This is a genomic window from Marinobacter sp., from assembly GCF_046484525.1.
Lineage (GTDB): Bacteria > Pseudomonadota > Gammaproteobacteria > Pseudomonadales > Oleiphilaceae > Marinobacter.
Window position 1 is genome coordinate 1 of sequence record NZ_JAWOIS010000077.1, and the last position, 23,481, is coordinate 23,481.

The following is a 23,481-nucleotide window of genomic DNA, read 5'->3' on the forward strand; positions in this document are numbered from 1 at the left end:
TTTTGAGGGTCTCGCTACTTTGGTGCTTGCACTTAGTGATCATATTTCAAACGACCGAATCCACAGAGTGCTTGGTGATAAAGCGGCAGTTTGGAAGGTCACACTGGCCGACCCACACAATAACTTTATGGAGTCGAAGCATCAGCTTTATCTATTCATGAAGGAGATGAGGAAGTTGATGATTGATATCAAAAAACACCATGGGAAGGACGCCCCATTACATATTTTCCCAGCGATGCCAGTTTCCTGCTCAGTAGAACTTGGCCGTGTTCGGATGCCTAAAGCGGACATGCCATGGGTAATTTTTGACCATGACATATGCACACAAAATTTTGTTGAATCGATAAGAATTGAGGGTGATTTGCATGAACAGATATGAAGACAACGCTGTACTCGTCAAGATTCTGGAAGAAGTTGAGCTTCCTGAAGGAGCGTATGAAAAAGCTGATAGGCGCTATAAAGACTTGGGCGATTGGCTACAGAGACCTGAATCAAGTTGCACGGAATACGATCCTCATGTCTATGCCCAAGGATCTTTTCGACTGGGTACTGCAATTAAACCCAGTCAAAGTGAGGAATATGACTTGGACATGGGGTGCAAATTAAAAGAAGGATTGGGTAAAGATCGAATAAGCCAGGAGGGCCTAAAGAACCAAGTCGGAAAAGAATTGGAGCTTTACAGGACGTCAAGAGGGATTAAAGAAGAACTCGCTGAAAAGAGACGTTGTTGGCGACTTGAGTATGCTGATGGCATGAGCTTCCACATGGACATCGTGCCATGTATTCCCGAGAAGGACAGTCAAAGAAGCCTGCTTCGGAAGCGCATGATAGAGGCATCACATTTTGATGAAGATCTTGCTGACAGCGTTTCGAAACTGGCTGTTTCCATCACTGATAATACCGATCCCGAATACAAAGAAATAACCAGCAATTGGCGAATAAGCAACCCGGAGGGTTTTGCCAAATGGTTCGAGTCACGGATGAGGACTGCACAGTCTATCCTCAACGAACGTGAAATCAATACTAGGGCCAGCATTGACGAGCTTCCCTACTACAGATGGAAAACGCCACTCCAGAGTGTGATCCAGCTTCTCAAACGCCACCGTGACACAATGTTTAAGGGTGGAAACGAAGACTCCAAGCCGATTTCAGTAATCATCACGACGCTCGCAGCACGGGCTTACAATGGCGAAAGTAGTCTCGAATCGGCTCTTGAGAACATTCTGAACCGCATGGGAGATTTCGTTAATCAAACCGCACCTTATGTTCCAAACCCGGTCAATCCAGATGAAGACTTTGGTGACAAATGGGATTCAGAAGAGCATAAGCAGCTACATCTTCGAGAACATTTCCATGCATGGCTCCGTCAGGCAAGAGCCGATTTCAAGACTATTCTGGCCAAGAGCAACAGCCAAAACATCGTCGAGGCTGCCACTAAGGGGCTCGAAATTAATCTGGATAAACGTCAGGTTGAGCGGTCCCTCGGTCTATCCCCTGCGATCATTTCTCCAGCCACTAGGATCGAGGCTAATGAGAACCCAAAACCTTGGTGTGAATCGTAAACGATGTGGTGGGATGAAATTAAGCTGGAGGATTTTCTATCTCACAATCCTTGTATGCGTATTGGTGCATTCTGCAATGATTCACTAATCATAGAGGGCGAGTATCGCATTCATGCAAGTATGAACGGTGCTCGGGAGATCGAGAAAACTTTTTCTTTGAGGGTAAGCGTAAGTCGGAAATTTCCACGAGAAGTACCCAGGGTTTCGGAAACCCGAGGTCAGATACCTGAAACCTGTGACCACCACATCAATCATGATGGTTCGTTTTGCCTTGGCTCGGAAATAAAAGTTAAGTCAATTCTCTCTGAAAGTCCGGATTTGCTGGCATTTTCTGATCGAATTCTGACTCCTTTCCTCTATGCGGTAAGCCACAAGATTATATTTGACTCCTTTCCCTACGGAGACCTTTCGCATGGAGAAAAAGGCCTGGTTGAAGACTATCAGGAGATTTTCAAAGTCCACGATAAGGCATCCGTACTACTGGCACTCAAAGCATTAAGTATGCGAAAGAGGGCTGCTAACAAGCTTCCTTGCCCCTGCAATTGTGGTTCGAGGCTTGGAAAATGCGACTACCGATTCTTCATCAACCAATGGAGAACATTGGATCGAAGGCGATGGTTTAAACGCCACTTGTCACATTTCACAGTCCCATTGAAGAAAAAACGGCAAGGGAAAGGTGTGTCTCGATTACGAGCACGTAAAGTTAGGGTTTAGGATATTTTGCAAAGTGAATGATTTTCTCAAGGTCTACCGGGCCTTTAGTCAGACCTAAACGCATTGCTGGGGTTTCGCCCTTATCGTTTGTTTTGCAGTAGTTGTAGTAAACCCGATAGATGTCTCCAAGTTGGCTGTATCTGTCCGGATTGTAAGGTGAGTAACCGTACCAGACCCGCCGACCACTTGTTTCGGAGCCAAATGGTCGCTCGAAACAACTGACAGCTCGCCGGATTTGCACAAAGAATCGATCTACAGCATGCAGTGATCCCATCTGAAGAAGGCTCGCTTGATGATTCAATGAGTAGCGATCAATGCGAGTTATGGCTGCAATCATTTTTCTGATTCTTGATGCCGGAGAACTTTACTCTAATCACAGGTTCAATAAAAACAGGGGTGTTTACATATCTATTATCAACTAGGCTTGGCATTATATACCTCATCAATTTATCGATACTTAAGTATTCAACAATGAAAATGAAGTCGCTGCTCAAGGAAAATCAGAAGTCGATTGCGCTTGTCGTAGGCAACGGAGTTAACTTGTATGGCCAGGCTCGAAACACTAACTCTTGGATTGATCTTTTGGTTAGGCTTGCGAAGGAACACTTGCCTTCTGAGTTAACCGAAGTACCAAAAGGGATCTCGCTTACAGAGTTCTATGATGTTCTGGACCTTAAAGCGACCAGTGACGATAGCCGAAGATCCTTGCAGAAAGAATTTTGCGAACTGATGGAAGAGTGGAAGCCTTACGATCACCATCGTCATATTGTTAATTGGGCAAAATCTGCAAATGCACCGATCCTGACTACGAACTTCGAATCTACGCTATCCGATGCCGGAGGATGTTCGCTCTACAGGACAAAAAAAGGCGGATTCACTGATTTTTATCCATGGGAAAATTACTTTGGCGTAAACCAGATCAACAAACCTGGCGACGGTTTTGGTGTTTGGCATGTTAACGGGACGCAGCATTATCATAGGAGCGTTCGGCTGGGGCTTTCCCAGTATATGGGCTCAGTGCAACGGGCGCGAGGGTGGTTGCACCAAGGTGGAGAAGCGCTTTTCTCCGGTATTGACGTGGAGCGTTGGTATGGCGCAAGGTCATGGCTAAACATCATATTTACCCGTCCTTTGCTAATCTTTGGTCTTAGCTTGGAAGAGAACGAAGTTTTTTTACGCTGGTTATTGATAGAACGGGCTCTATACTTTAAAAAATTTCCCGAACGAAAGAAGAAAGCTTGGTACGTCTATTCAGGGAATAAAAACAGCGATGGGAAACAATATTTCCTAAAAGGTGTCGGGGTGGAGCCGGTTCACGTGAGAGATTTCGACGATATATATAGTCAGTCAATATGGGTTTAGGCCAAGAGTTTAAGAATTCGGCTATTAAAAGTGCGGTATTTTTTGTCTGTCTAAAATGCCCCTCTCAGTAACCAATGGAATCATACGCCGAGAAGCTAGATAAATCGCGTTCGTAACCAGCTTTTTTGCACGATCATTATGATTCTGAAAGCACCAATCGTGGTTTCCTGCCACCAGAATTTTGTTCGAATAAGGTAGTTCGCCAAGCCAATAATTGAAATCCTCAATTTCAAAAAGAGCCCCTCGCGCAAGACAATCGCCAGCGTGAACAAGAATGTCACCGTCGGGTATGTGCTCGATATCTTCGTGCATGCTGTGGGTATCAGAAATACATACTATGCGCACTTATTCACCCTCCAGAAAAACCCGACCGACTTGGTCAAATTACCACCAGCCCAAGAAGTCCTAAAACTATTATTGTTTATTTTCAAATACTTAACGTGTCCGAAATTAGGTCCACGAATTAAAAGAAACTGGAAAGGAAGTAAAATTCCGGAAAAAAGTCGTTTGGAGTCAATGCAAGAGGGCATTTGGTTTAGGGCTGAACATATTTCTTTGTTTTTCTGACACTTACTGATGTATAACAATTATTTTTGAAATGTCTAATTCCGAATTACGAATTATTGGAAGTTTTGAATCGACAACGGCGCGGCTTAGAGCCGCACTTTGTCCAGAAAGGAATTATTCGAGGCCAGAGGGCCGGTCATCAGCTGACCCGACGATAACCACCTTCCAGGCCGTTTTTCGACAACACCCACTGCCACAGCTGGATATCCCGGGAACGGAAGGCCCCGGCACAGGACAGCAGGTAATACTCCCACATCCGGTAGAAGCGCGTGCCCAGCTGGTCCCGGAACTGTGGCCAGGCGGCTTTGAAGTTGCCGTACCAGGCCATCAATGTCCGGTCATAGTCGGCGCCGAAGTTGTGCAGGTCTTCCACCACAAACAGATTGTCGACCGCGTTGCTGACGTGGCTCAGCGAAGGCAGCTCCCCGTTGGGGAAGATGTACTTGTCGATCCAGGGATCCGAGCCCCCGGACCGGCTATTGCTGCCAATGGTATGCAGCAGGAACAGGCCGTCGTCCTTCAGGCAGCGATGGGCTACTTCCATGTACGTGCGGTAGTTCTTGCGACCGACATGTTCGAACATACCGATACTGACCACCCGGTCGAACTTCTCGTTCACTTCCCGGTAATCCTGTAGGCGAAACTCCAGCGGCAGGTCCGGATAACGGTCACGGGCCCAGGCGGTCTGCTCCTTCGAGATGGTCACCCCGACACACTCCACCCCATAGTGCTCGGCGGCGTAGCTCATGAAGCTGCCCCATCCGCAGCCGATATCCAGCACCCGCATTCCCGGCTCCAGTCTGAGCTTCTGGCAGATCAGGTCGAGCTTTGCTTCCTGCGCCTGCTCCAGGTTCCTGGCGTTTTTCCAGTAACCACAGGTGTAGGTCATTCGGGAGTCGAGCATGGAGCCATAGAACTCATTGCCCAGATCGTAGTGCTGCTCCCCCACCTGCCAGGACCGCCGTGGATCCTGGCGGTTGAGCAATTTCGCCTTGAGGGCATGAAACATAACCCGCGAAGGCCGCACCTTGTGGTGCAGGCGCGCCCGGAGCAGCCGATGAAAGAATTCGTCGAGCCGTTCACAGTCCCAGTCGCCATCCATGTAACTTTCACCAAGCCCCAGGTTGCCCCGGGCAAACACCCGGTCGGCGACGCCGGGCGCATTCAGCCGCATATCCCACGGAGACTGACTATCGAGGCGTATACCTGCCTCGGTCAGCAGTTCCGCCATATACCGCTCGGACGCGGGCATTCTCCGTTCCCGAAGATTGGTCAGACGCTGGTTCGACGCAACTTGAGGCAAAACCACCCCTCCTTTTCAGATCCAGAACAAACGTGACTACACGGTTGCCGTGAAAAAGAAAGCTCCCTTAACAGTAACCTTAGTCAAAAATCGGGAAGGCGGGGTTTGAATTTTTTAATCAGAACAATAGCCGGGGCTACCCTGCCCCGGCAGAGAAAGATCAAGGTATGAGATCAGCGCAGGATAACCAGGGGCTTCTTTGCCATCTTGAGCATGGTTGTGGTGGTACTGCCCACCAGGAACTGGCGAATGCGGGAGTGGCCGTAAGCCCCCATCACCAGGATATCGATATCGTGCTCTTCCTGGTATTGATGCAAGGCCGGTTCAACATCGCCGGCACGGATCGCAAGGGTAATCTCGCTCTCTAGTCCGGCGAGCATGGTTTCCGCCTTTTTCAGCTGCTCCCACCGGTCGCTGGTATCAGGGCCAATCATCACCAGGTGCAGCGGCATACCCTTCAGTACCGGGCTGCCCGCCAGCAGTTCGACACCCTTGAAGGCAGTCGCACTGCCATCGAACGCCAGCATGGCACTCTTCGGCTCGACGTATTCATCCGGCACCAGCAGAATCGGCCGGTGGACGCTTCGAATTACGGTCTCCAGTTGGCTGCCGATATGAATGTCCCGGTCTGAACTGCTCTCACCATGCAGCCCCATGACCAGCAACCGGGTCTGGCTCTCCAGTGCCAGCAAGGATTCGGTCAGCTCGTCATGGCGTTGGCGCTTGGTCACGTCGGTGATGCCGGCCTGTTTGACTCGCTGCTCCGCCTCATCCAGAAGGTGATGACCGTGTTCCAAAGCAAGCTTTGCCCGTTTGCGATCCAGTTCTGCCAGCTCGTCCAGCAGGTGCTCCCGGCTACCGAGACCGATGCTACCGGCAAGGTCCGGCTCAGCCGGATAACGTTCCTGATCCAGAACGTGCAGGAGCAGCAGGGGCGCTTCCATGTGCCGACCCGCCCAAGCCGCGTAATCGCAGACAGCCGGAGCCGCGCAGGAGCCATCGATACAGGCAACAACGTTCAACATCTTTACCTCGTCATCCAAATGATCATGGTCATTATTAATGTAGGGCAAGCGGTCAACAAAAGCGCACTCAAGGTTTGCAAACACCTGCCATTAAAGTAAAACTCGTAAAATCCACTTGTCGGGACAGATTGGATCAAAGTGCCGATCAAATGCAAAGTCTGGAGTTCTCTTTGACACATGGATGATGTAGCAAGCCAGTTCATCACGTCCAACCAAACCATACTCAACCTGGCCGTGGCCCTGCTGCTCGGCGCCATTATTGGTCTGGAACGGGGCTGGGATGCCCGGGAACAGAAGGCCGGAGAACGCATTGCCGGAATCCGGACCTTTGCGCTCATCGGCTTGCTTGGCGGCATCTCCGGTGTACTGGCGCGGGAGATTACTGAATGGGCCTTCCCGGTCCTGCTGGTGTGTGTCGTTGCCATGGGCATCGTTGCCTACAGCGAGCGTCTGGCGCATATCCGCAACTTCAGTATCACCGGCATGGTCGGCATGATGCTGACATTCTGTTTTGGCACCATCGCGGTGGTCGTGGATCCGGTCATGGCGACGGCAGCGGCCGTGGTGACTGCCATCATTCTGGACAACAAGGAAGAGATTCACGGCTGGGTCAACAAACTCAAGGCCCACGAACTGGATGCAGCCCTGAAACTGCTGCTGATCTCCGTCGTGATGCTGCCTCTGCTTCCGAACGAAGCCATGGGGCCCGGAGGGGTGCTTAATCCCCGTGAAATCTGGTGGATGGTGGTAATGATTGCCTCCATCTCCTTTGTCGGCTATTTCGCAATCAGGGTGGCAGGCACTAGCCGGGGCATTCTCTTTACCAGCCTGTTTGCCGGGCTCAGTTCTTCCACCGCACTTACCCTGCATTTCGCCCGGCAGTCAGCCCGCAATCCGGAACTGAGTCCGCAATTCGCCACCGGCATCCTGATTGCCTGCGGCACCATGTTTCCCCGTATCCTGGTGTACTGCTTTGTCATCAACCGCGACCTGCTGCCGCTGCTGATCTGGCCGGTTGTGATCATGACAGCACTGCTCTATGGTCCGGCCCTTTTCATCTGGCGCAACAATACGGGAAAACTGGAAATCTCCCAACCGACCCTGAACCAGAATCCGCTGGACCTGACCTCGGCCCTGGTGTTCGGGCTGCTGCTGACCGCCATTCTCCTGCTCGGTGAATTCCTGAAAAACTGGCTGGGCGATGCCGGTATTTATCTGCTGGCGGCCAGCTCCGGTGTCGCCGATGTCGATGCCATCACCCTCTCGCTCACCCGTATGTCCAACGACTCCCTGGCGATGGGCACTGCGGTTGTCGGTATCGTCCTGGCCGCTGCAGTCAACAACCTGGTCAAATCGGGCATGGCCTGGGGCATCGGTAACCGGCGGCTGGGACTGCTTGTTGCTGGTCCTATGGTGATTTCTCTGGTGGCGGGTCTTGCGGTTGCGTGGTTTCAATAACCTTGCAGGGGCTAACCGGCCTTGCGGAACGTAAGGTTGTACCGGTAGCCACCGGTCAGAGGATGATCACCGGCCTTCAGAGTCAGGACCCCATGGTAATGGCGCCGGACCGGTCCACCCCAGACCACTACATCGCCATGGCCGAGGGGCACTCTCACCGGCCGGTCATTGCGGCGTGGCCCGCCGAACTGGAAGACAATGGACAGCCCCAACGACACCGACACGATGGGCTGATTGAAATCCCGCTCATCCCGATCCTGATGCAAACCCATTTTTGCGCCCGGCTGGTATCGGTTAATCAGGCAAGCATCCGGGACGAAGTCGTCGAAGCCTGCTCCCGCAGCGGCCTTTGCTGCCAGATCCAGAAACAGCTCCGGCATCCGGGGCCAGGCTTGCCCGGTGACCGGATCCCGGGCCTCGTAGCGATAACCCCGCCTATCGGTGACCCAACCAAGCTCACCGCAACAGGTCATCGCCGCCGACATGGTATGCCCACCCGGCGTTTCCATGTGCCGGAACGGCGACCGTGAGGCGACGAGGTCAATGGCGGCCATTAACCCCGACCCCGCCTCACTTGCGAATCCCCTGAGCACCACAGCGCCTTCGGCGATGGTTTCCCGGCGAGGCTCGACACCCTCGCCTTCAAACAGATCAAAGGTCATAACTTACGACTTTGTATGGAAAAACCGGAAAGTTCCGACTAAACAGTCTACCCTTTTAACCGGGTTTTCAAATAAGGATGAACGATCTTGCTGCGCAAGGTCCGCAGCTCCGAAACCTTCAGTTTCCCGAAGCGCCAGAGGAGACCGAATATTTGCTGCAGACCGTTACACGGGAGGCCGACACTGTTACCGGCGAATGGCATTCTTACGATGGCGGGATGCAACTGATCAATCGACGACTGGTGCCCGACTATACCTTTGACCCGAGAACCCGCCACCGGTTCGAGGCGGCAGTGGACTCCCCCAAAACAGAACTGTCGGCCCCCTATGTGTTTTTCACCACACAGGAAACCGGGTTACGCTCTCTCGCCGCAGCATCGGCTTCGATTCCGGGACCGGATCGGCCGTTTTCGGTATCGATGTCACCGGCACCGATCTGGGTGCCCATCTGAACAAGCTGCGCCAGACACCGGGAACCCGGATTGCCATAGTCAACCAACAGGGACAGGTGCTCGCGGACTCTTCCGGCCGGACCGAAGCCGGCGAAGTCATTACCACGGCCCTGAACCAGAATGGCCATACAAGGAAGGCAAGACGCTGACCCAGGCACTGACTATCATGTCCGGCATGGTTGATAACGGCCACATCGATCGTGAGACCTTTGAGCTGTTTGTGCGCTCCGGTACGTACCTGCGGTATGCCCAACAACACCTTCGGCCGGAACAGATCGATCAGGTGGATGAAGGCCTGTTCATGAATCGGAACTGAAAAACACGTATATTCTCAAGTCGTATTTTCGCTCGACCAAGGACAACCTGATGCTGTTTGCAATCATTATTGGCGGCCTGATTGGCTATGCATTCGGAAAATTCACCGGATTCCTCATCGGGGCCGCCATCGGCGCGTTTCTGTTCAACCGGGCCAAGGCCCGCCTGATCGGCAAACTCCAGAACATCCAGAGCGGATTCCTGGAATCGGTTTTTGCGGTGATGGGAGCGCTTTGCAAGGCTGATGGGGTGGTCACCCGGGATGAGATCCAGATGGCGGAATCCATGTTCGCGCGTTTCCGGCTCAATCATAAGCAGCGGGAAGCCGCCAAACAGGCCTTCAACCGGGGCAAAGCAGAAGATTTTGACCTGGATGCCGAGCTGGACCGGTTCATGCGCTTCAGTGCCCGCCAGCCGGCCCTGCTGCAGATGTTTCTCCAGGTACAGGTGTCCGCGGTCGCCGCCGACGGCGTGGTCCATCCGAAAGAGCACCAGATGCTGTTGCGCATAGCGCGCCGGCTGGGACTGCCGGAAAGCCAGGTAGACCAGCTGGAAGCCATGCTGCGCGGCGCCCATGCCGGCCAGGCGGGCGCAGGGCAGCGTTCCACCAGCGACCAACTCGACGATGCCTACAAGGCACTGGGCGTATCACCCTCTTCCAGTGACGAGGAAATCAAGAAGATCTACCGCAAACTGATGAGTGAGAACCATCCGGACAAGCTCGCCGGCAAGGGATTGCCCGAGAGCATGCGGGAAATGGCCGAGGAGCGGACCCGCGAGATCAGCCATGCCTACGACGTGATCAAGGACGCCCGCAAAAGAGCCGGTTAACCCTCAGAACCAGCGCGGCACCCGGTTCCGGTATTGCTCGTAGGCATCACCGAACTGCCGCGCCAGCGCCTTCTCCTCCTCGTGGGCCTGCCTCACGATCACGGTGGCCCCGGTTATCAGGCAAACCAGGGAAAACACACTGGGCAACGCCAGAAAGAAGCCGAACTGACCGGCAATAATGGCCATGAACAGCGGGTTGCGGCTGCGGGCGAACGGGCCTTCCGTAATGAGCTTCTGGCGCCCTTTTCCGGCCTCAATGCCAGAGCGCCAGTCTGCGTGCATGTAGGCCTGCAGGTAATTCACGCCAGCAAAGGATGTCAGCAGCAAGAGCATGCCCACCAGCAACACCGGCCAATGGTACAGCGGGCCAAATACTCCGAGCCAAGGGTCGATGTCCGCAAACACCCGCACCACGCAAATGCCGAGAATGGCCGCACGGAACAGGTTGAAAGCATGGCGGTGCCACCAGGGCGCGGAGCCGCGCTTACCGTAATTGATGTGGGAAAATTTGAGCCGGTCATAGAGCCCGAGCGTCCGGCCGGAAAATTGCAGGCCGATCATCAGAAAAAAAATGCCCAGGAAATGCCTGACCAGCGGTTCGATAAGGTCCATCAGGTGCGCTTACAGCAGAATTGTCCTGCAAGCTTATTATCTGAAACCACTCATGAAAAGTGTCTTTTTACTTCCTGAAATGACATGTCGTCACGTTATGGAATGGGATAGAGTTGCAGGAGAATTCTCAAGGAGCGCATCCGATGTCCAGCCCAGACCTGCCAGAGACCGTTCGCGCCTTTTCCGATGACGCCTTGGGGCATGACGACGCCACCGGGCTTGCGCAACGGCTACGTCGCCGGGAAGTCTCCAGTGCCGAAGTGGCGGAAGCGGCGATCCGGCGGGCGCGGATGGTCGAGCCGCAGCTGCATGGCGTGGTAGCGGAAAACTATGATCAGGCGCTGGCAGCGGCCAGGCGTCTGGACAATGAGCGGCCGGGCGGAAACCCCGGGTTCTTCCGGGGCGTGCCCACCTTCATCAAGGACAACCTCAAGGTGGCCGGGTTACCCACCCGACACGGCTCGGCGGCCATCCCGGACAACACCGCACCGGACACCAGCCCCTTTACCCAACAGATGCTGGTGCAGGGTTACGTCTGCCTGGGCAAGAGCTCGATGCCCGAGTTCGGCTTCAACGCCACCACAGAACCCGCTCACGCCGAACCGACCCGCAACCCCTGGAATCTGGCCTACTCCACAGGCGGGTCCTCGGGCGGATCATCCGCCCTGGTGGCCGCCGGCGTGGTGCCGGTCGCCCACGCCAATGACGGTGGTGGCTCGATCCGCATCCCCGCCGCCTGCTGTGGCCTGGTGGGGCTCAAACCCACCCGGGGCCGCCTGGTGGAAAACGATGCGGTTCATTCCCTGCCCATCAACATCATCAGCGATGGCATTGTCAGTCGGTCGGTACGGGACACGGCAAATTTCCTGGCCGAGGCAGAAGACTGGTTTCGGAACCCGAAACTGCCTCCCGTCGGACGGATCGAGGGAGCTTCGGACAACAAGCTTCGCATTGGGCTGGTGCTGGATTCGATCAATGGCCACCGGACCGACGATGTGACCCGGAAAACCGTGGAGGACACGGCCCGGCAGTTGGAACGGCTGGGCCATCAGATCGTGCCTGTCGCTGTCCCCGTGCCGGAGAGTTTTCCGGACGACTTTGCCCTGTACTGGGCCCTGCTCGCCTTTGGTGTGAGGGCCAACGGCCACAAGCTGCTCAATCCGGCATTCGACAAGCGCAAGGTGGATGGCCTCACCAATGGCCTCGCGACGATGTTCAAACGTAACTTCTGGCGTTTGCCCGGTGCCTTGTGGCGCCTCAGGCGCTCAATGAGGGATTATGCCCGGGCCATGGACGGCTATGATGCCGTGCTGACCCCGGTACTGGGCCACACCACGCCGCCCCTGGGCCATCTGAGCCCCGACGTGCCCTTCGAAACCCTGTTCGAGCGGCTCACCCGATACGTCAATTTTACCCCTCTGGCCAATGCCACCGGTGCACCAGCCATTTCGCTGCCGGCGGGGCTGACAGAGGATCACCTTCCGGTGTCGGTCCAGTTGATGGGCAAGCACGGCGGGGAAGCCACCTTGCTGAACCTCGCCTTTGCCCTTGAGGCGGAGCAGCCCTGGCCTGGACTTTGGCAGCAAGTACGGCAGGTTCAGGCCGAAAAAACCGCTTCGGCAGGCGGGTAACGGAAGCCAGGGAATATCGACATCACCTGCAGAAAATTCTGCTCCAGAGGAGCATCGAAGACCACGCTCTCGCCACTCACCGGGTGGGAGAAGGCCATCCGGGTGGCGGCCAGCATCAGCCGCCCCTCACCGAAACGCTCGGCAAAGTAACGGTTATGACGCCCGCGCCCGTGATTGGCATCGCCAATGATGGGGTGACTGATGTGCTTCATATGACGGCGCAGCTGGTGCTTGCGGCCGGTTTCCGGATACAGCTCGACCATGGCGTAGCGGCTGGTCGGATATTTCTCGATGGCAACCGGTATCTCTGTGGTGGCCAGGGTGCGGTACCGGGTCCTGGCGTCCCGAACCGGCTGTTCTTGCCCTTTCAGCCGCCGGTCTTCCGGCTCCTCCCGCAGCGGGTGATCAATCGTTCCCTCGCCGGGCGGCCAGCCACGAACCATGGCAAGGTAGGTCTTGCTCACTTCCCCTGCCATCATGGCCAGTCCGAGGCGGCGGGCGGTTTCCGGATCCCGGGCGAAGACCAGAACCCCCGAGGTGGGCCGGTCCAGACGGTGCACCGGGTAGACATGCTCGCCCCCGTTCAGCGAGCGGGCGTACTGCAGGGCAAACTCGGTTTCATGTTTGTCGATCGGACTGCGGTGCACCAGAAGGCCTGCGGGTTTGTGAACAACCAGCAGTTGCTCGTCGCGGTAGAGTTCCAGGAGCGGATTGTCTTTTGCCATGGCCCTACCCCACTTCCGGCTGCAACCGGCCGGTGAGCTGCCGAACTTTCCGCCCGGTTTTCTCACCGAGCACCAGCAGGGACGGTGTCAGCAGCAATGTCAGGATGGTCGCAAAACCCAGACCACCGGCAATGGCACTGGAGAGCTGGGTCCACCACTGGGTGGACGGCGCACCGAGGCCCAGAGACGGACTGAGCAGATCGACGTTGATGCCCAGCACCATGGGCATGAGACCCAGAACCGTAGTAATCGCAGTCAGCAGGACCGGTCGTAAACGCAGGCACCCGGTCTCCAGTGCCGATTCATAGGGCGATAGCCCGTCCCGGCGCATCTGATTGTAGGTATCGATCAGAATGATGTTGTTGTTCACCACGATCCCCGCCAGGGCAATGATCCCCATCCCGACCATCACGATGCCGAACGGTTGGCCATTGAGCAGCAGCCCGATCAGGACGCCGGCGGTGGACAACACGATCGCCGAGAGGATCAGAAAGGTCTGGTACAGGGAATTGAACTGGGTCACCAGGATCAGGAGCATCAGACCAATGGCGACCAGGAATGCAGTGGTCAGGAACGATGCCGCCTGCTGCTGGTCCTCGCTCTCACCCGCGAAAGCAAGAGTGATGCCCTCCGGCGGTTCCGGCATTTTCTCCTGCAGCACCCGCAGCATTTCATCCACCTGCCGGCCCGGCGCCAGATCCGATTTGATGGTTACCGTGCGCTGACCGTCAACCCTTACGATGCTGCCGGTCTTTTCTCCGGGCTCCAGCTTGACGAATTCAGAGAGCGGCACCTGGCCCCGAGAGGTGTTGATGGTCAGGCGCTGCAACTGATCCAGGTCCCGCCAGTTGTTGGGAACACGCACGGCAATGTCCACCTCGTCCCGGACATCCTCGGGCCGATAGGTCGCCAGTACCAGGCCGTTGGTGACCAGGCGCACCGCACTGCCGATACTGAGCACGTCGGTGCCAAAGCGTGCTGCTGCTTCCCGGTCCACCTTCAGTTGCCATTCAATACCCGGCAGGCTGCGGTCGTCCTCGATTTCCACGAACCCGTCCAGGGTACTCATGCGGCGCTCGACTGCATCCACAAAACCATTGAGCTGACCGTCATCACGACTGCTGACCTGGATCTCGATCGGCTTGCCCTCGGCCGGCCCGCCCTCCTGTTTGCGGAATTCCAGCTCGATGCCGGGAATATCGGCAGTCCGTTCCCGGAAATCCTCCAGAATCGCGCTAGCGGGTCTGCGGGTGAACCAGTCGGTGAACTGGAACTGCAGCACCCCGATGACATCCGGTGCCATCCGGGTGTTGTTACTGAGCATGGACCGGGCGTAGAGGGCCTTCACCTCTGGCATCCCCTGCAGACGCCGTTCAACCTCCCGGACAATGGCATCGCGCTCCCAGACAGACAGATCGCCCCGGGCCCGAACCTGCACCTGGGCCGAATCAGGCTCCACGCTGGGGAAGAATTCCACGCCATGGTTGAAGCGGGCATAGGCGGCGTAAATCACCAGAATGACCACCAGCACGCCCAACAGGGTGAACCCCGGGAACTGCAGCAGTCGGGACAGCACCAGCCGGTACCAGGCCATCATACGGCCATCGGCATGGGACGCCCGGGCCCGGCGTCCACCACTGACACCGCCGAGCACCGGCAGGAATACCAGGGCCATGGCGAGGGACGCGCTCAGGCAGATGATCACGGTGATCGGCAGGAATTTCATGAACTCACCCACAACGCCGGGCCAGAACAACAGCGGTACGAATACCGCCAGGGTGGTCGCGGTGGAGGCAATGATCGGCCAGGCCATCCGACTCGCGGCTTCGGCCCAGGCGGAACGGACAGTGCCTCCTTCAGACAGGTTCCGGTCCGCCAGCTCGGACACCACAATCGCGCCGTCCACCAGCATGCCGGCAACCAGAATCAGGCTGAACAGAACCACGATATTGAGCGTCAGGCCCATACTCCAGATAACCAGAATCCCGGTCAGGAAGGCGCCGGGAATGGTGAGTCCGACCAGCAGCGCCGAACGCGGGCCCATGGCCGCGATCACCACGATGATCACCAGCACAATGGCGGTCAGCACGTTGTTGAGCAGATCCGAGAGGATATCCTGCACCTCGTCCGACTGATCCATGATGTAACGGATATCGAGGCTCTCCGGCAGCCGAGGGCGGGCCTGCTCGATCAGCTCCCGGACCTGGGCCACGGTTTCGATAATGTTGGCGCCGGATCGCTTGGACACTTCCAGCACCAGCGCGGGCTCACCGTTGATGCGGGCAAATCCGGTGGGGTCCTTGAAGGTACGCTGGAGCATGGCGACATCCCCGAAGGTCACCACGGTATCTCCGTCCACTTTCACCGGCATGGACATGACATCCTCGATGTTCTCGATCACACCGGGCACTTTCAACGCCATACGGCCGTTGCCGGTATCGAGGGAACCCGCAGCCACCAGCTGGTTGTTGCGGGTCACCAGGGAGGCAAGCCGGTCGAAATCGATGCCGTAGCTCTCCAGCACCTGGGGATCCACCACGACTTCCAACTGATCCTCCCGGTCACCGCCGATCTCCACTTCCAGCACCTCGGGAATGGCCTCGATGGCATCCTGGAACCGCCGCGCGATGGTGATCAGCTCCCGCTCGGACAGCGGCCCGGAGAGGCCCACCGACAATACCGGGAACAGGGACACATTGATCTCGTTCACCCGCGGTTCGTCCGCTTCCTGGGGCAATTTGGTCCGTGCGGTATCCACCTTCTCCCGGACATCCTGCAACGCTATGTCCGGATCGAAGCCGGCATCGAATTCCAGCATCACCGACGCATGGCCCTCGGAGGCGGTGCTGCGCATTTCCTTGATGCCCTCCAGTGACCGCAGCTCCTGTTCCATCGGTCGCACCAGCAAACGCTCCGCGTCTTCCGGGCTGATGCCGTCCAGGGTCATGGAGACGTAAATGATCGGGATGGTGACATCCGGATTGGCTTCCTTGGGGATGGTATTGAAAGCCGCGATACCACCAAGTATCAAGAACAACAAGGTCAGCAGGGTAGTCCTGCTTCGGTCCATGGCGGCAAAGATCAGAGCCCGCATACCGATCAGCCCCTGTTGTCCGAGCGATCGACGGGGATGACTTCCTCACCTTCGCTGACGAAACCACCGCCACGGGTGATCAGACGGATCTCATCAGGCAAGCCGGTTACCCAGGCACCCTCGGTAGAGACACTGAGCAGCCGGGCCGCAGCAAAGACCACCCTGTTATTCTCATCCACATACTTGATGCCCGGACGGCCGTCATCACCCAGGCTGAGGTAGGCGGGAGAAATGAACATGGCTTTGACTTCCGGTAGCGCGATCCGGAGGCTGGCGCTGCCTCCGGCAACCCGTTTAAGCTCCGGGTTCTCCACGGCAATCTCTACCGCGAAACTCCGGGTCTCGGGGTTGGCCGCACTGGCCACGAAGGTCACCACGCCCTGGAGCTGGCCGCCGTCCAGCAGATCAATCCGGACCGACTGCCCCACGGCGACCTGGCCGACCGATTGCTGCGGAACCTGGCCGGTGGCTTTCAGACGGTCGATACGCACCAGCTCGAAAAGCGGCGAGCCAACCTGTACCAGGGTTCCCGGGTCCACATGTCGGGCGTTGATGATGCCGTTGAATGGCGCGGTCGGCGTCAGGTGCTGCACAGCCAGGCGGGCGGACGTCAGTTCGGCACGGGCAGCGGCAAGCTCGCTCTCCAGGTCCAGCAGCTGCGACTGCGAGGTGAAGTTGTCCGAGCGCAGCCGGCGCGCCGCCACCAGATCCGCTTCCAGCTTTTTCACCCTCGACTGCCACCGGGCCACCAGAGCCGAACGGCCATCGTCAGAGAACCGCGCCAGAACCTGGCCATCGGTGACAGCTTCCCCGAGATCGGCAGCCACTTCCTCAACGGTCCCCGCCACCCGGGCGTTCAGGCTCACGGAAAACCAGGGCTCAAGCTGGCCCTGAAGCTGGATTCCCGGCTCATGCAGACGTGCCTGCAGCTTTTCCACTTCCACGCTGGTCAGCCCCGCCTCCGGGTCCTGTTGCTGCTCGGGCGCCTGATCCGATGAAACCTTGACCTCGCCGGTCATCATCCAGATTACCAGGAGAACCACCACCAGCAGGGATAACCCCAGGGATCCCCATCTTGCTTTCGTCATTGAATGCTCGCTGTGTCTGAAGACGGTGAATAAGGATGCGGAAAGAGAAACCGTACGCCGGCCTGGAGAAAAAACCGGCAATTAACGGTTGCATCCGATTTAAAACGTGGGGTAGATTCTACACAGAATCCTTTTACGAATTCAGAGCAGACTGTCGATTTCATGAATCTCAACGCAGTGATTGTCCTTGTGAAGCTCGTCCTGGTGGTCGTGGTACCGTCCGGGGGCTTCTGCGTGGACAAGCGGGTGAGATAGCGACAAACCTGACAAGACACCAGAAACCCCCGGCACCGAAAGGTCCCGGGGGTTTCTTTTTTTACGGCAAAAGAAAAGGGAAAAACAACCATGAACGGCGCACAGCACATTCTTGACGCGTTCCACCGCCACAACATCAGCACGGTTTTCGGGTATCCCGGCGGCTGCATCATGCCGCTATACGATGCGCTGGTGGACGATGTGGGCGTGGAGCATGTGCTGTGCCGCCATGAGCAGGGCTGCGCCCTGGCGGCAGACGGCTACGCCCGGGCCAGTGGCAAGCTGGGCGTCTGCATTGCCACGTCAGGCCCCGGTGCCACCAACCTGATCACCGGCGTTGCCAACGCCCACCGGGATTCCATTCCCATGCTGGTCATCACCGGCCAGGTTCCCTCGGGTCTGATCGGCACCGACGCCTTCCAGGAAACCGACGTACTGGGCATGACCCTGGGCATCGTTAAGCACAGCTACCTGATTGACGATGCGGACAGCCTGCCCGCCATCATGGAAGAGGCGATCGAACTGGCCCAGAACGGTCGCCCGGGGCCGGTCTGGATTGATATTCCCAAAGACCTTTTGCTGACCGAAGTGGCCGATGCGCCCTTCCCTCAACCTGAGCCCCGTGAAACGGCTGCGACCGACCTGACGGAAGCCCTGGCGATGCTGCGCGCCGCCCGCAAGCCCCTGCTGTACAGTGGCGGAGGCATCAGCCTGGCCCACGCCGAGAGCAGTTTCCGGGCCTTTGCGGAATCCTCCGCCCTGCCAGCGGTTGTGACTCTGAAGGGCATCGGCAACGCCGGCAAACACAATCCCTACAACCTCGGCATGCTGGGCATGCACGGCTCCCGAGCAGCCAACAGAGCCGTAGACGAATGCGACCTGCTGCTGGTCATCGGCGCCCGCCTGGACGATCGCGCCACCGGCAAACTGGACGGCTTCGCCCCCAACGCCAGGATGATTCACATTGATGCCGATGCCGCCGAAATCAACAAACTGCGCGACGCCGATCTGGCCATACGCGGTGATCTGAACACCATCCTGAAATCACTGGCGGACGCATTGCAGGCTGACCCTCTGGCGATCAAGGATTGGCAGAAACAGTGCCGCACCTGGCACACCACCGGCGGTTTCCACGCGGCCGACAACGAAGAACCCCTGGCCCCGATCACCGGCCCGGCCTTTATCCGCCAGCTTTCCCGGATTGGACCGGACGACACCGTGATCGCCTGCGACGTTGGCCAGCACCAGATGTGGGTGGCCCAGCACTACGACTTCGACCACCCACGCCACCACCTCACCAGCGGCGGCCTGGGCACCATGGGCTTCGGCCTGCCCGCGGCCATCGGCGCCCAGTTTGCCGACCGCAACAGCACCGTCATCAACGTCACCGGTGATGGCTCGTTCATGATGAACGCCCAGGAACTGGCCACCATCCGCCGCTATAACCTGCCGGTAAAACTGATCGTCATGGACAACCAGTGCCTGGGCATGGTGCGCCAGCAGCAGGAACTGTTCTACAACAACCGGGAAAGCCAGATAAACCTGGACGATAACCCCGACTTCGTTGCCATGGCCCGGGCCTTCGATATCCCGGCCCTGCACATCGAACGCACCGACCAGATCCGCCGGGGCATCGAGACCATCCTGGCGTTCAACGGCCCGATGTTGCTGCACGTGGCCATCAGCCGTGAAGACAACGTCTGGCCCATCGTCAAACCCGGCGCCAGCAACCGTGAAATGATCGATGAAAACCGACGCACCAGCACTGCAAACAAGGAGAACGTAGCATGACCCCACGAGCGGACATTTCAATGCCCAGTTACACCCTCAATTGCCGTATGGCGCATGAAGCTGCGGCCCTCGAACGGCTCTGCCAGGTGGTCCGTATTCGTGGGTTCCGGATTGCCAGGATGGCAGTGGAAAGTGCGGAAGAGCATCTGGATATTGCCCTCACCCTGGAGGGGACACGGCCAATTGCCATGTTGCAATCGCAACTGGAGAAGCTTCATACGGTTGCCGAGGTTGCCCTCGCGTCTGGTTCTGTGGCTCGGTCTCGTTCAGCCTGAGCTCGGAGTTGCGATTCTTCCAGCCTGAGGTTTGGCGGGCATGGTCTTTCTGTAGCCTGAGATTTGGCGGGCAGGTACGGGGGTGGGGGTATCTTTTCTTCGGGGAAAACAACTCGCTTCGCTCAGACATCTTTTCCCTGTCAGAAAAGATACCCCCACCCCCTACCGACGGGCAGCAACGATATTTCTGAAGGGAAAAGAAAACAAAACGTCTTTAAGCCGATAAACCCGCGTTGCACGTCGGCGCGGGGTGGCCGGTGGATTTTTCGCCGGAAAAAGGTGTCTGAGCGAAGCGAGTTCTTTTTCCAAGAAAAATCCACCGGCCACCCCGCAAGCCCGCCCCCAAAGGGCAAGCTACGAGAAACAGTACGCCAAATCAGATCAGTTCGATGGCCACAGCCGTGGCTTCGCCACCGCCGATGCAGAGCGAAGCCACGCCGCGCTTGAGCCCACGCTGCTTCAGCGCATTGATGAGGGTGACGATGATCCGGGAACCGGAGGAGCCGATCGGGTGACCGAGGGCGCAGGCGCCGCCATGGACGTTCACCTTCTCCGCCGGAAGCTTCAGCTCGTTGATCGCGGCCAGGGTAACCACTGCGAAGGCTTCGTTGATCTCGAACAGGTCGACATCGTCCAGCGTCCAGCCCGCTTTCTTGAGGACCTTCTCGATGGAGCCGATCGGCGCGATGGTGAACTCGGACGGCAGGCGTGCATTGGTGGCATGGGCCACGATGCGGGCCTGGGGTGTCAGGCCTCGGGCGTCAGCTTCAGCCGCAGAGGCCAGTACCAGGGCGGAAGCACCGTCACTGATGGAACTGGAGTTGGCGGCGGTCACGGAGCCGTCTTTGGCGAACGCTGGCTTCAGCTGCGGGATCTTTTCCGGCTTGGCGTTGCCCGGCTGCTCGTCGGTATCCACCTCGGTATCACCGCCACGGCCAGAGACAGTCACCGGAACAATCTCGTCCTTGAACCAGCCGTTTTCGATGGCGGCGAGGGATTTCTGCAGGGAACCGATGGCAAATTCGTCCATGGCCTGGCGGCTGATGTCGTATTTATCAGCGGTGCGCTGGGCGAAGACGCCCATCAGGCCGCCTTCGTAGGCGTCTTCAAGACCATCCAGGAACATGCTGTCCAGCACCTGGCCATGCCCCATACGCATGCCGGCACGGGCCTTGGGCAGCAGGTAAGGCGCCTGGCTCATGTTTTCCATGCCACCGGCGATCATAATGTTGTTGGTACCGGCCTTGATCTGGTCGTGGGCCATGATGACCGCCTGCATGCCCGAACCACACATCTTGTTGATGGTGGTACAGCCGGAGCTGTCCGGTATGCCGGAGGCGCGGGACGCCTGACGGGCCGGGGCCTGGCCAAGTCCGGCGGGCAGCACGCAGCCCATGATCACTTCCTGGACATCCGCCGGCTGGAGACCTGCCCGCTCGATGGCCGCCTTGATGGAAGTGGCGCCCAGTTGCGGGGAGCGTACGGAGCTCAGGGAGCCCATCATGCCGCCCATCGGGGTTCTTGCTGATCCTGCGATTACTACGTCATTGGTGTTCATTCGGTCATCCTCCTGATTGGGTGGAGGGCCCGATCAGGGGGCAGCCTTCCGGGACACGCTGTGAATACGTCCCTGTACGCTTGACTGCAGCATCCATGCTGCAGACAGTCCCGGAAGGCTGCCCCCTGCCCGGACCCCGAGCATTCGAGTTGCCTTCCTGAGCCCTAAAAGGCTCTATTCTTCAGGCCTTGCCCAGCACAGAGCGGGCAATAATTTCTTTCATCACTTCGGACGTACCACCGTAAATCCGCTGCACCCGGGCGTCGATGAAGTTGCGGGAAATCGGATACTCCGTGGTGTAACCATAGCCGCCGAACAGCTGCAGGCAGCCATCGGCCACCCGGCACTGCATCTCTGTGGCGCTGTACTTGGCCATGGAGGCAGTCGGTGCATCGAGTTTGCCTTCCTCATACTCGCGGATGCACTGGTCCACGAACGCCTTGTTCACCCGGTAGTCGGTTTCCATGCGGGCGATTTCGAAACGGGTGTTCTGCAGTTGGGCCAGTTTCTGGCCGAACAGTTCCCGCTCCTGAGTGTAGGTGATGGTCATGTCCAGGGAGCCACGGGCAGCGGCAACGCCCAGGGCGCCGATCACCAGGCGCTCCCGCGGCAACTCGCGCATCAGGTAAACGAAGCCCTGGCCTTCTTCGCCGAGCAACGCGGAGGCGGGGATGCGCATATCCGAGAAGAACAGTTCCGAGGTATCGCCGGAGTGCTGACCGATCTTGTCCAGGTTCCGGCCCTTGCTATAGCCCGGCAAAGCGGTGTCCACCAGGAACAGGCTGATGCCCCTGGCACCGGCGCTCGGGTCGGTCTTGGCCGCGACGATCACCATGTCGGCATGCTGGCCATTGGTGATGAAGGTCTTGGATCCGTTCAGGATGTAGTCATCCCCATCCCGGACCGCACTGGAGCGGATGGCCTGGAGGTCACTGCCGGCGCCCGGTTCCGTCATGGCGATGGCGCCGACGGCTTCGCCGGAAACCATCTTCGGCAGCCACTGCTGCTTCTGTTCCTCGTTACCGATGTGGCTGAGGTATGGCGCAACGATGTCGGAATGCACCATCACGTTGGTGGAAAGCGCACCGAACCCCATGCGGGCCAGTTCTTCACCAACTACAACAGAGTATTGGAAAGGCGCACCACAGCCACCGCACCCCTCGGGCACATCCACACACAACATCCCGGCGTTGCCAAGCGTGTTCCAGAGTTCCCGGGGGACGATGCCGGACTTTTCCCAGGCTTCGTAATGGGGCGCCACTTCGGTTTCCAGGGCCTTGATAACAGAGTCCCGGAACAGCGCCAGTTCTTCTTGATCGACAGGATTGGTCATGTCGCTCACCTGTGGTTATCAGATCGCTTTTGGCAGATCACGTGGGTATTGAGGATCCGCTTGTGGCAGATCCTGTTCGTCAAATCACTTGGGCGCCATGCGCAGCGCACAGTCGAGGCGGATCACCTCGCCATTGAGAATCGGGTTGCGCACCATCTGGTCCACCATCATGCCAAATTCCTCCGGCTTGCCAAGCCGCTTCGGGAACGGCAGGGTGGCGGCCAGGCTGTCCTGAACTTCCTGGGGCATACCGGCCATCATGGGGGTCATGAAGATACCCGGTGCGATGGTATTCACCCGGATGCCTTCCCGGGCCAGCTCGCGGGCGGCCTGCAGGGTCAGGGCTACCACACCGCCCTTGGAGGCGCTGTAGGCGGATTGCCCGATCTGCCCCTCGAACGCGGCCACGGAGGCAGTATTGATAATCACGCCTCGCTCGCCATCGGCATTCGGCTCACGCTGGGCCATGTCCGCCGCAGCGAGCCGAAGAATATTAAATGTACCAATCAGGTTGACCTGGATAACCTTGCTGAATTTCTCCAGAGGCATGACGCCATCCCGACCCAGAATCTTCGATGCCGGCGCGATACCCGCACAGTTGACAGCTATACCGCAGGGGCCATGGGCTTCGCGGGCAGCGTTGATGGCAGCCTCAGCACTCTCCGGCGAAGTCACATCACATTCGTGGAAGATTCCCCCAAGCTCGGCAGCAACCTTCTCACCCTGCTCTTTATTCACGTCCAGAATCGCCACCTTGCAGCCTGCGGCAGCCAGCGCACGGGCAGAAGCCTCACCAAGACCTGAGGCCCCACCTGTTACAATGGCTGGTATATTATTGAAATCCATCGTTCACTCCTCTTCTTGTAAT

The 23,481-nt window shown here is 57.6% G+C and carries 21 protein-coding genes; 9 read left to right on the plus strand and 12 right to left on the minus strand.

Annotation, left to right across the window (positions count from 1 at the left end; all coding sequences use genetic code 11):
* From R6W86_RS15730 to R6W86_RS15740, 3 genes are all read left to right on the plus strand, one after another.
* The coding region (locus R6W86_RS15730; protein WP_410330307.1) for an SAVED domain-containing protein at window positions 1–379 on the plus strand (379 nt) is incomplete at its 5' end.
* Entirely contained in the window at window positions 366–1,562 is a 1,197-nt protein-coding gene (locus R6W86_RS15735; protein WP_410330308.1) for a nucleotidyltransferase, read from the plus strand. The genes R6W86_RS15730 and R6W86_RS15735, both read left to right, overlap by 14 nt.
* 1,065 nt (window positions 1,563–2,627) lie before the next feature.
* Complete coding sequence (locus R6W86_RS15740; protein WP_410330309.1) at window positions 2,628–3,638, plus strand: hypothetical protein; 1,011 nt, start codon at window positions 2,628–2,630, stop codon at window positions 3,636–3,638.
* 24 nt (window positions 3,639–3,662) lie between these two features.
* Here R6W86_RS15740 and R6W86_RS15745 read toward each other — a convergent pair whose 3' ends face one another.
* From R6W86_RS15745 to R6W86_RS15755, 3 genes are all read right to left on the minus strand, one after another.
* Complete coding sequence (locus R6W86_RS15745; protein WP_410330310.1) at window positions 3,663–3,983, minus strand: metallophosphoesterase; 321 nt, start codon at window positions 3,981–3,983, stop codon at window positions 3,663–3,665.
* A 361-nt stretch (window positions 3,984–4,344) separates the two neighbouring features.
* A complete protein-coding gene (gene cfa / locus R6W86_RS15750) occupies window positions 4,345–5,457 on the minus strand; it encodes a cyclopropane fatty acyl phospholipid synthase (RefSeq protein ID WP_410330311.1) in 1,113 nt (370 codons plus the stop codon).
* Window positions 5,458–5,681: 224 nt separating this feature from the next.
* Window positions 5,682–6,533 carry a universal stress protein gene (locus tag R6W86_RS15755; RefSeq protein WP_410330312.1) on the minus strand — a complete coding sequence of 284 codons (852 nt, stop codon included), beginning with the start codon at window positions 6,531–6,533 and terminating at the stop codon, window positions 5,682–5,684.
* 177 nt (window positions 6,534–6,710) lie between these two features.
* Here R6W86_RS15755 and R6W86_RS15760 point away from each other — a divergent pair, with 177 nt between their 5' ends.
* Window positions 6,711–7,991, plus strand: coding sequence for an MgtC/SapB family protein (locus R6W86_RS15760; protein WP_410330313.1), 1,281 nt, complete (start codon window positions 6,711–6,713; stop codon window positions 7,989–7,991).
* 11 nt (window positions 7,992–8,002) lie between these two features.
* Here R6W86_RS15760 and alkB read toward each other — a convergent pair whose 3' ends face one another.
* Together alkB and R6W86_RS15770 are read right to left on the minus strand one after the other, a co-directional pair.
* Window positions 8,003–8,653 carry a DNA oxidative demethylase AlkB gene (gene alkB / locus R6W86_RS15765; RefSeq protein ID WP_410330314.1) on the minus strand — a complete coding sequence of 217 codons (651 nt, stop codon included), beginning with the start codon at window positions 8,651–8,653 and terminating at the stop codon, window positions 8,003–8,005.
* A gap of 325 nt (window positions 8,654–8,978) precedes the next feature.
* The gene (locus R6W86_RS15770; RefSeq protein WP_410330315.1) at window positions 8,979–9,233 is read right to left on the minus strand and encodes a hypothetical protein; all 255 of its coding nucleotides are present in this window, start codon (window positions 9,231–9,233) and stop codon (window positions 8,979–8,981) included.
* 38 nt (window positions 9,234–9,271) lie between these two features.
* Between R6W86_RS15770 and R6W86_RS15775 the strand changes: the two genes are divergently transcribed.
* Together R6W86_RS15775 and djlA are read left to right on the plus strand one after the other, a co-directional pair.
* Entirely contained in the window at window positions 9,272–9,421 is a 150-nt protein-coding gene (locus R6W86_RS15775) for a hypothetical protein (RefSeq protein WP_410330316.1), read from the plus strand.
* 50 nt (window positions 9,422–9,471) lie between these two features.
* Entirely contained in the window at window positions 9,472–10,251 is a 780-nt protein-coding gene (gene djlA, locus R6W86_RS15780) for a co-chaperone DjlA (RefSeq protein ID WP_410330317.1), read from the plus strand.
* A 3-nt stretch (window positions 10,252–10,254) separates the two neighbouring features.
* On the opposite strand, the gene R6W86_RS15785 is transcribed toward djlA, so the two are convergent.
* Entirely contained in the window at window positions 10,255–10,863 is a 609-nt protein-coding gene (locus R6W86_RS15785) for a methyltransferase family protein (protein ID WP_410330318.1), read from the minus strand.
* Between the two features lie 143 nt (window positions 10,864–11,006).
* On the opposite strand from R6W86_RS15785, the gene R6W86_RS15790 reads away from it, so the two are divergent.
* Window positions 11,007–12,494, plus strand: coding sequence for an amidase (locus R6W86_RS15790; protein WP_410330319.1), 1,488 nt, complete (start codon window positions 11,007–11,009; stop codon window positions 12,492–12,494).
* Here R6W86_RS15790 and R6W86_RS15795 read toward each other — a convergent pair.
* The 3 genes from R6W86_RS15795 to R6W86_RS15805 are packed head-to-tail and all read right to left on the minus strand — an operon-like array spanning window position 12,461 to window position 17,401.
* Entirely contained in the window at window positions 12,461–13,219 is a 759-nt protein-coding gene (locus R6W86_RS15795) for a pseudouridine synthase (RefSeq protein ID WP_410330320.1), read from the minus strand. The two genes, R6W86_RS15790 and R6W86_RS15795, sit on opposite strands and share 34 nt — an antisense overlap.
* A 4-nt stretch (window positions 13,220–13,223) precedes the next feature.
* Window positions 13,224–16,313, minus strand: a complete 3,090-nt coding sequence (locus tag R6W86_RS15800) for an efflux RND transporter permease subunit (protein WP_410330321.1) — start codon at window positions 16,311–16,313, stop codon at window positions 13,224–13,226.
* A 5-nt stretch (window positions 16,314–16,318) separates the two neighbouring features.
* Complete coding sequence (locus tag R6W86_RS15805) at window positions 16,319–17,401, minus strand: efflux RND transporter periplasmic adaptor subunit (protein ID WP_410330322.1); 1,083 nt, start codon at window positions 17,399–17,401, stop codon at window positions 16,319–16,321.
* A gap of 345 nt (window positions 17,402–17,746) precedes the next feature.
* Between R6W86_RS15805 and ilvG the strand changes: the two genes are divergently transcribed.
* Window positions 17,747–19,447: an acetolactate synthase 2 catalytic subunit gene (gene ilvG / locus R6W86_RS15810; RefSeq protein ID WP_410330323.1), complete on the plus strand. Its 1,701-nt coding sequence runs from the start codon at window positions 17,747–17,749 to the stop codon at window positions 19,445–19,447.
* A complete protein-coding gene (locus tag R6W86_RS15815; RefSeq protein ID WP_410330324.1) occupies window positions 19,444–19,722 on the plus strand; it encodes an ACT domain-containing protein in 279 nt (92 codons plus the stop codon). The genes ilvG and R6W86_RS15815 overlap by 4 nt, the downstream gene beginning before the upstream one ends.
* 376 nt (window positions 19,723–20,098) lie before the next feature.
* On the opposite strand, the gene R6W86_RS15820 is transcribed toward R6W86_RS15815, so the two are convergent.
* The 3 genes from R6W86_RS15820 to R6W86_RS15830 form a co-directional block, all read right to left on the minus strand.
* On the minus strand, window positions 20,099–21,280 hold the full coding sequence (locus tag R6W86_RS15820; RefSeq protein ID WP_410330325.1) for a thiolase family protein: 1,182 nt from the start codon (window positions 21,278–21,280) through the stop codon (window positions 20,099–20,101).
* Between the two features lie 181 nt (window positions 21,281–21,461).
* Window positions 21,462–22,613, minus strand: coding sequence for an acyl-CoA dehydrogenase family protein (locus R6W86_RS15825; RefSeq protein WP_410330326.1), 1,152 nt, complete (start codon window positions 22,611–22,613; stop codon window positions 21,462–21,464).
* 84 nt (window positions 22,614–22,697) lie between these two features.
* Complete coding sequence (locus R6W86_RS15830; RefSeq protein ID WP_410330327.1) at window positions 22,698–23,459, minus strand: 3-hydroxyacyl-CoA dehydrogenase; 762 nt, start codon at window positions 23,457–23,459, stop codon at window positions 22,698–22,700.
* Window positions 23,460–23,481: the final 22 nt, after the last annotated feature.

Excerpts from the sequence above, each read along its gene's own strand:
- R6W86_RS15735 (WP_410330308.1), top strand. The coding sequence starts at position 366 with ATGAACAGATATGAAGACAACGCTGTACTCGTCAAGATTCTGGAAGAA.
- R6W86_RS15740 (WP_410330309.1), top strand. The coding sequence starts at position 2,628 with ATGCCGGAGAACTTTACTCTAATCACAGGTTCAATAAAAACAGGGGTG.
- cfa (WP_410330311.1), bottom strand. The coding sequence starts at position 5,457 with ATGCCCGCGTCCGAGCGGTATATGGCGGAACTGCTGACCGAGGCAGGT.
- R6W86_RS15755 (WP_410330312.1), bottom strand. The coding sequence starts at position 6,533 with ATGTTGAACGTTGTTGCCTGTATCGATGGCTCCTGCGCGGCTCCGGCT.
- R6W86_RS15760 (WP_410330313.1), top strand. The coding sequence starts at position 6,711 with ATGGATGATGTAGCAAGCCAGTTCATCACGTCCAACCAAACCATACTC.
- alkB (WP_410330314.1), bottom strand. The coding sequence starts at position 8,653 with ATGACCTTTGATCTGTTTGAAGGCGAGGGTGTCGAGCCTCGCCGGGAA.
- R6W86_RS15770 (WP_410330315.1), bottom strand. The coding sequence starts at position 9,233 with ATGGCCATTCTGGTTCAGGGCCGTGGTAATGACTTCGCCGGCTTCGGT.
- R6W86_RS15775 (WP_410330316.1), top strand. The coding sequence starts at position 9,272 with ATGTCCGGCATGGTTGATAACGGCCACATCGATCGTGAGACCTTTGAG.
- djlA (WP_410330317.1), top strand. The coding sequence starts at position 9,472 with ATGCTGTTTGCAATCATTATTGGCGGCCTGATTGGCTATGCATTCGGA.
- R6W86_RS15785 (WP_410330318.1), bottom strand. The coding sequence starts at position 10,863 with ATGGACCTTATCGAACCGCTGGTCAGGCATTTCCTGGGCATTTTTTTT.
- R6W86_RS15790 (WP_410330319.1), top strand. The coding sequence starts at position 11,007 with ATGTCCAGCCCAGACCTGCCAGAGACCGTTCGCGCCTTTTCCGATGAC.
- R6W86_RS15795 (WP_410330320.1), bottom strand. The coding sequence starts at position 13,219 with ATGGCAAAAGACAATCCGCTCCTGGAACTCTACCGCGACGAGCAACTG.
- R6W86_RS15800 (WP_410330321.1), bottom strand. The coding sequence starts at position 16,313 with ATGCGGGCTCTGATCTTTGCCGCCATGGACCGAAGCAGGACTACCCTG.
- R6W86_RS15805 (WP_410330322.1), bottom strand. The coding sequence starts at position 17,401 with ATGACGAAAGCAAGATGGGGATCCCTGGGGTTATCCCTGCTGGTGGTG.
- ilvG (WP_410330323.1), top strand. The coding sequence starts at position 17,747 with ATGAACGGCGCACAGCACATTCTTGACGCGTTCCACCGCCACAACATC.
- R6W86_RS15815 (WP_410330324.1), top strand. The coding sequence starts at position 19,444 with ATGACCCCACGAGCGGACATTTCAATGCCCAGTTACACCCTCAATTGC.
- R6W86_RS15820 (WP_410330325.1), bottom strand. The coding sequence starts at position 21,280 with ATGAACACCAATGACGTAGTAATCGCAGGATCAGCAAGAACCCCGATG.
- R6W86_RS15825 (WP_410330326.1), bottom strand. The coding sequence starts at position 22,613 with ATGACCAATCCTGTCGATCAAGAAGAACTGGCGCTGTTCCGGGACTCT.
- R6W86_RS15830 (WP_410330327.1), bottom strand. The coding sequence starts at position 23,459 with ATGGATTTCAATAATATACCAGCCATTGTAACAGGTGGGGCCTCAGGT.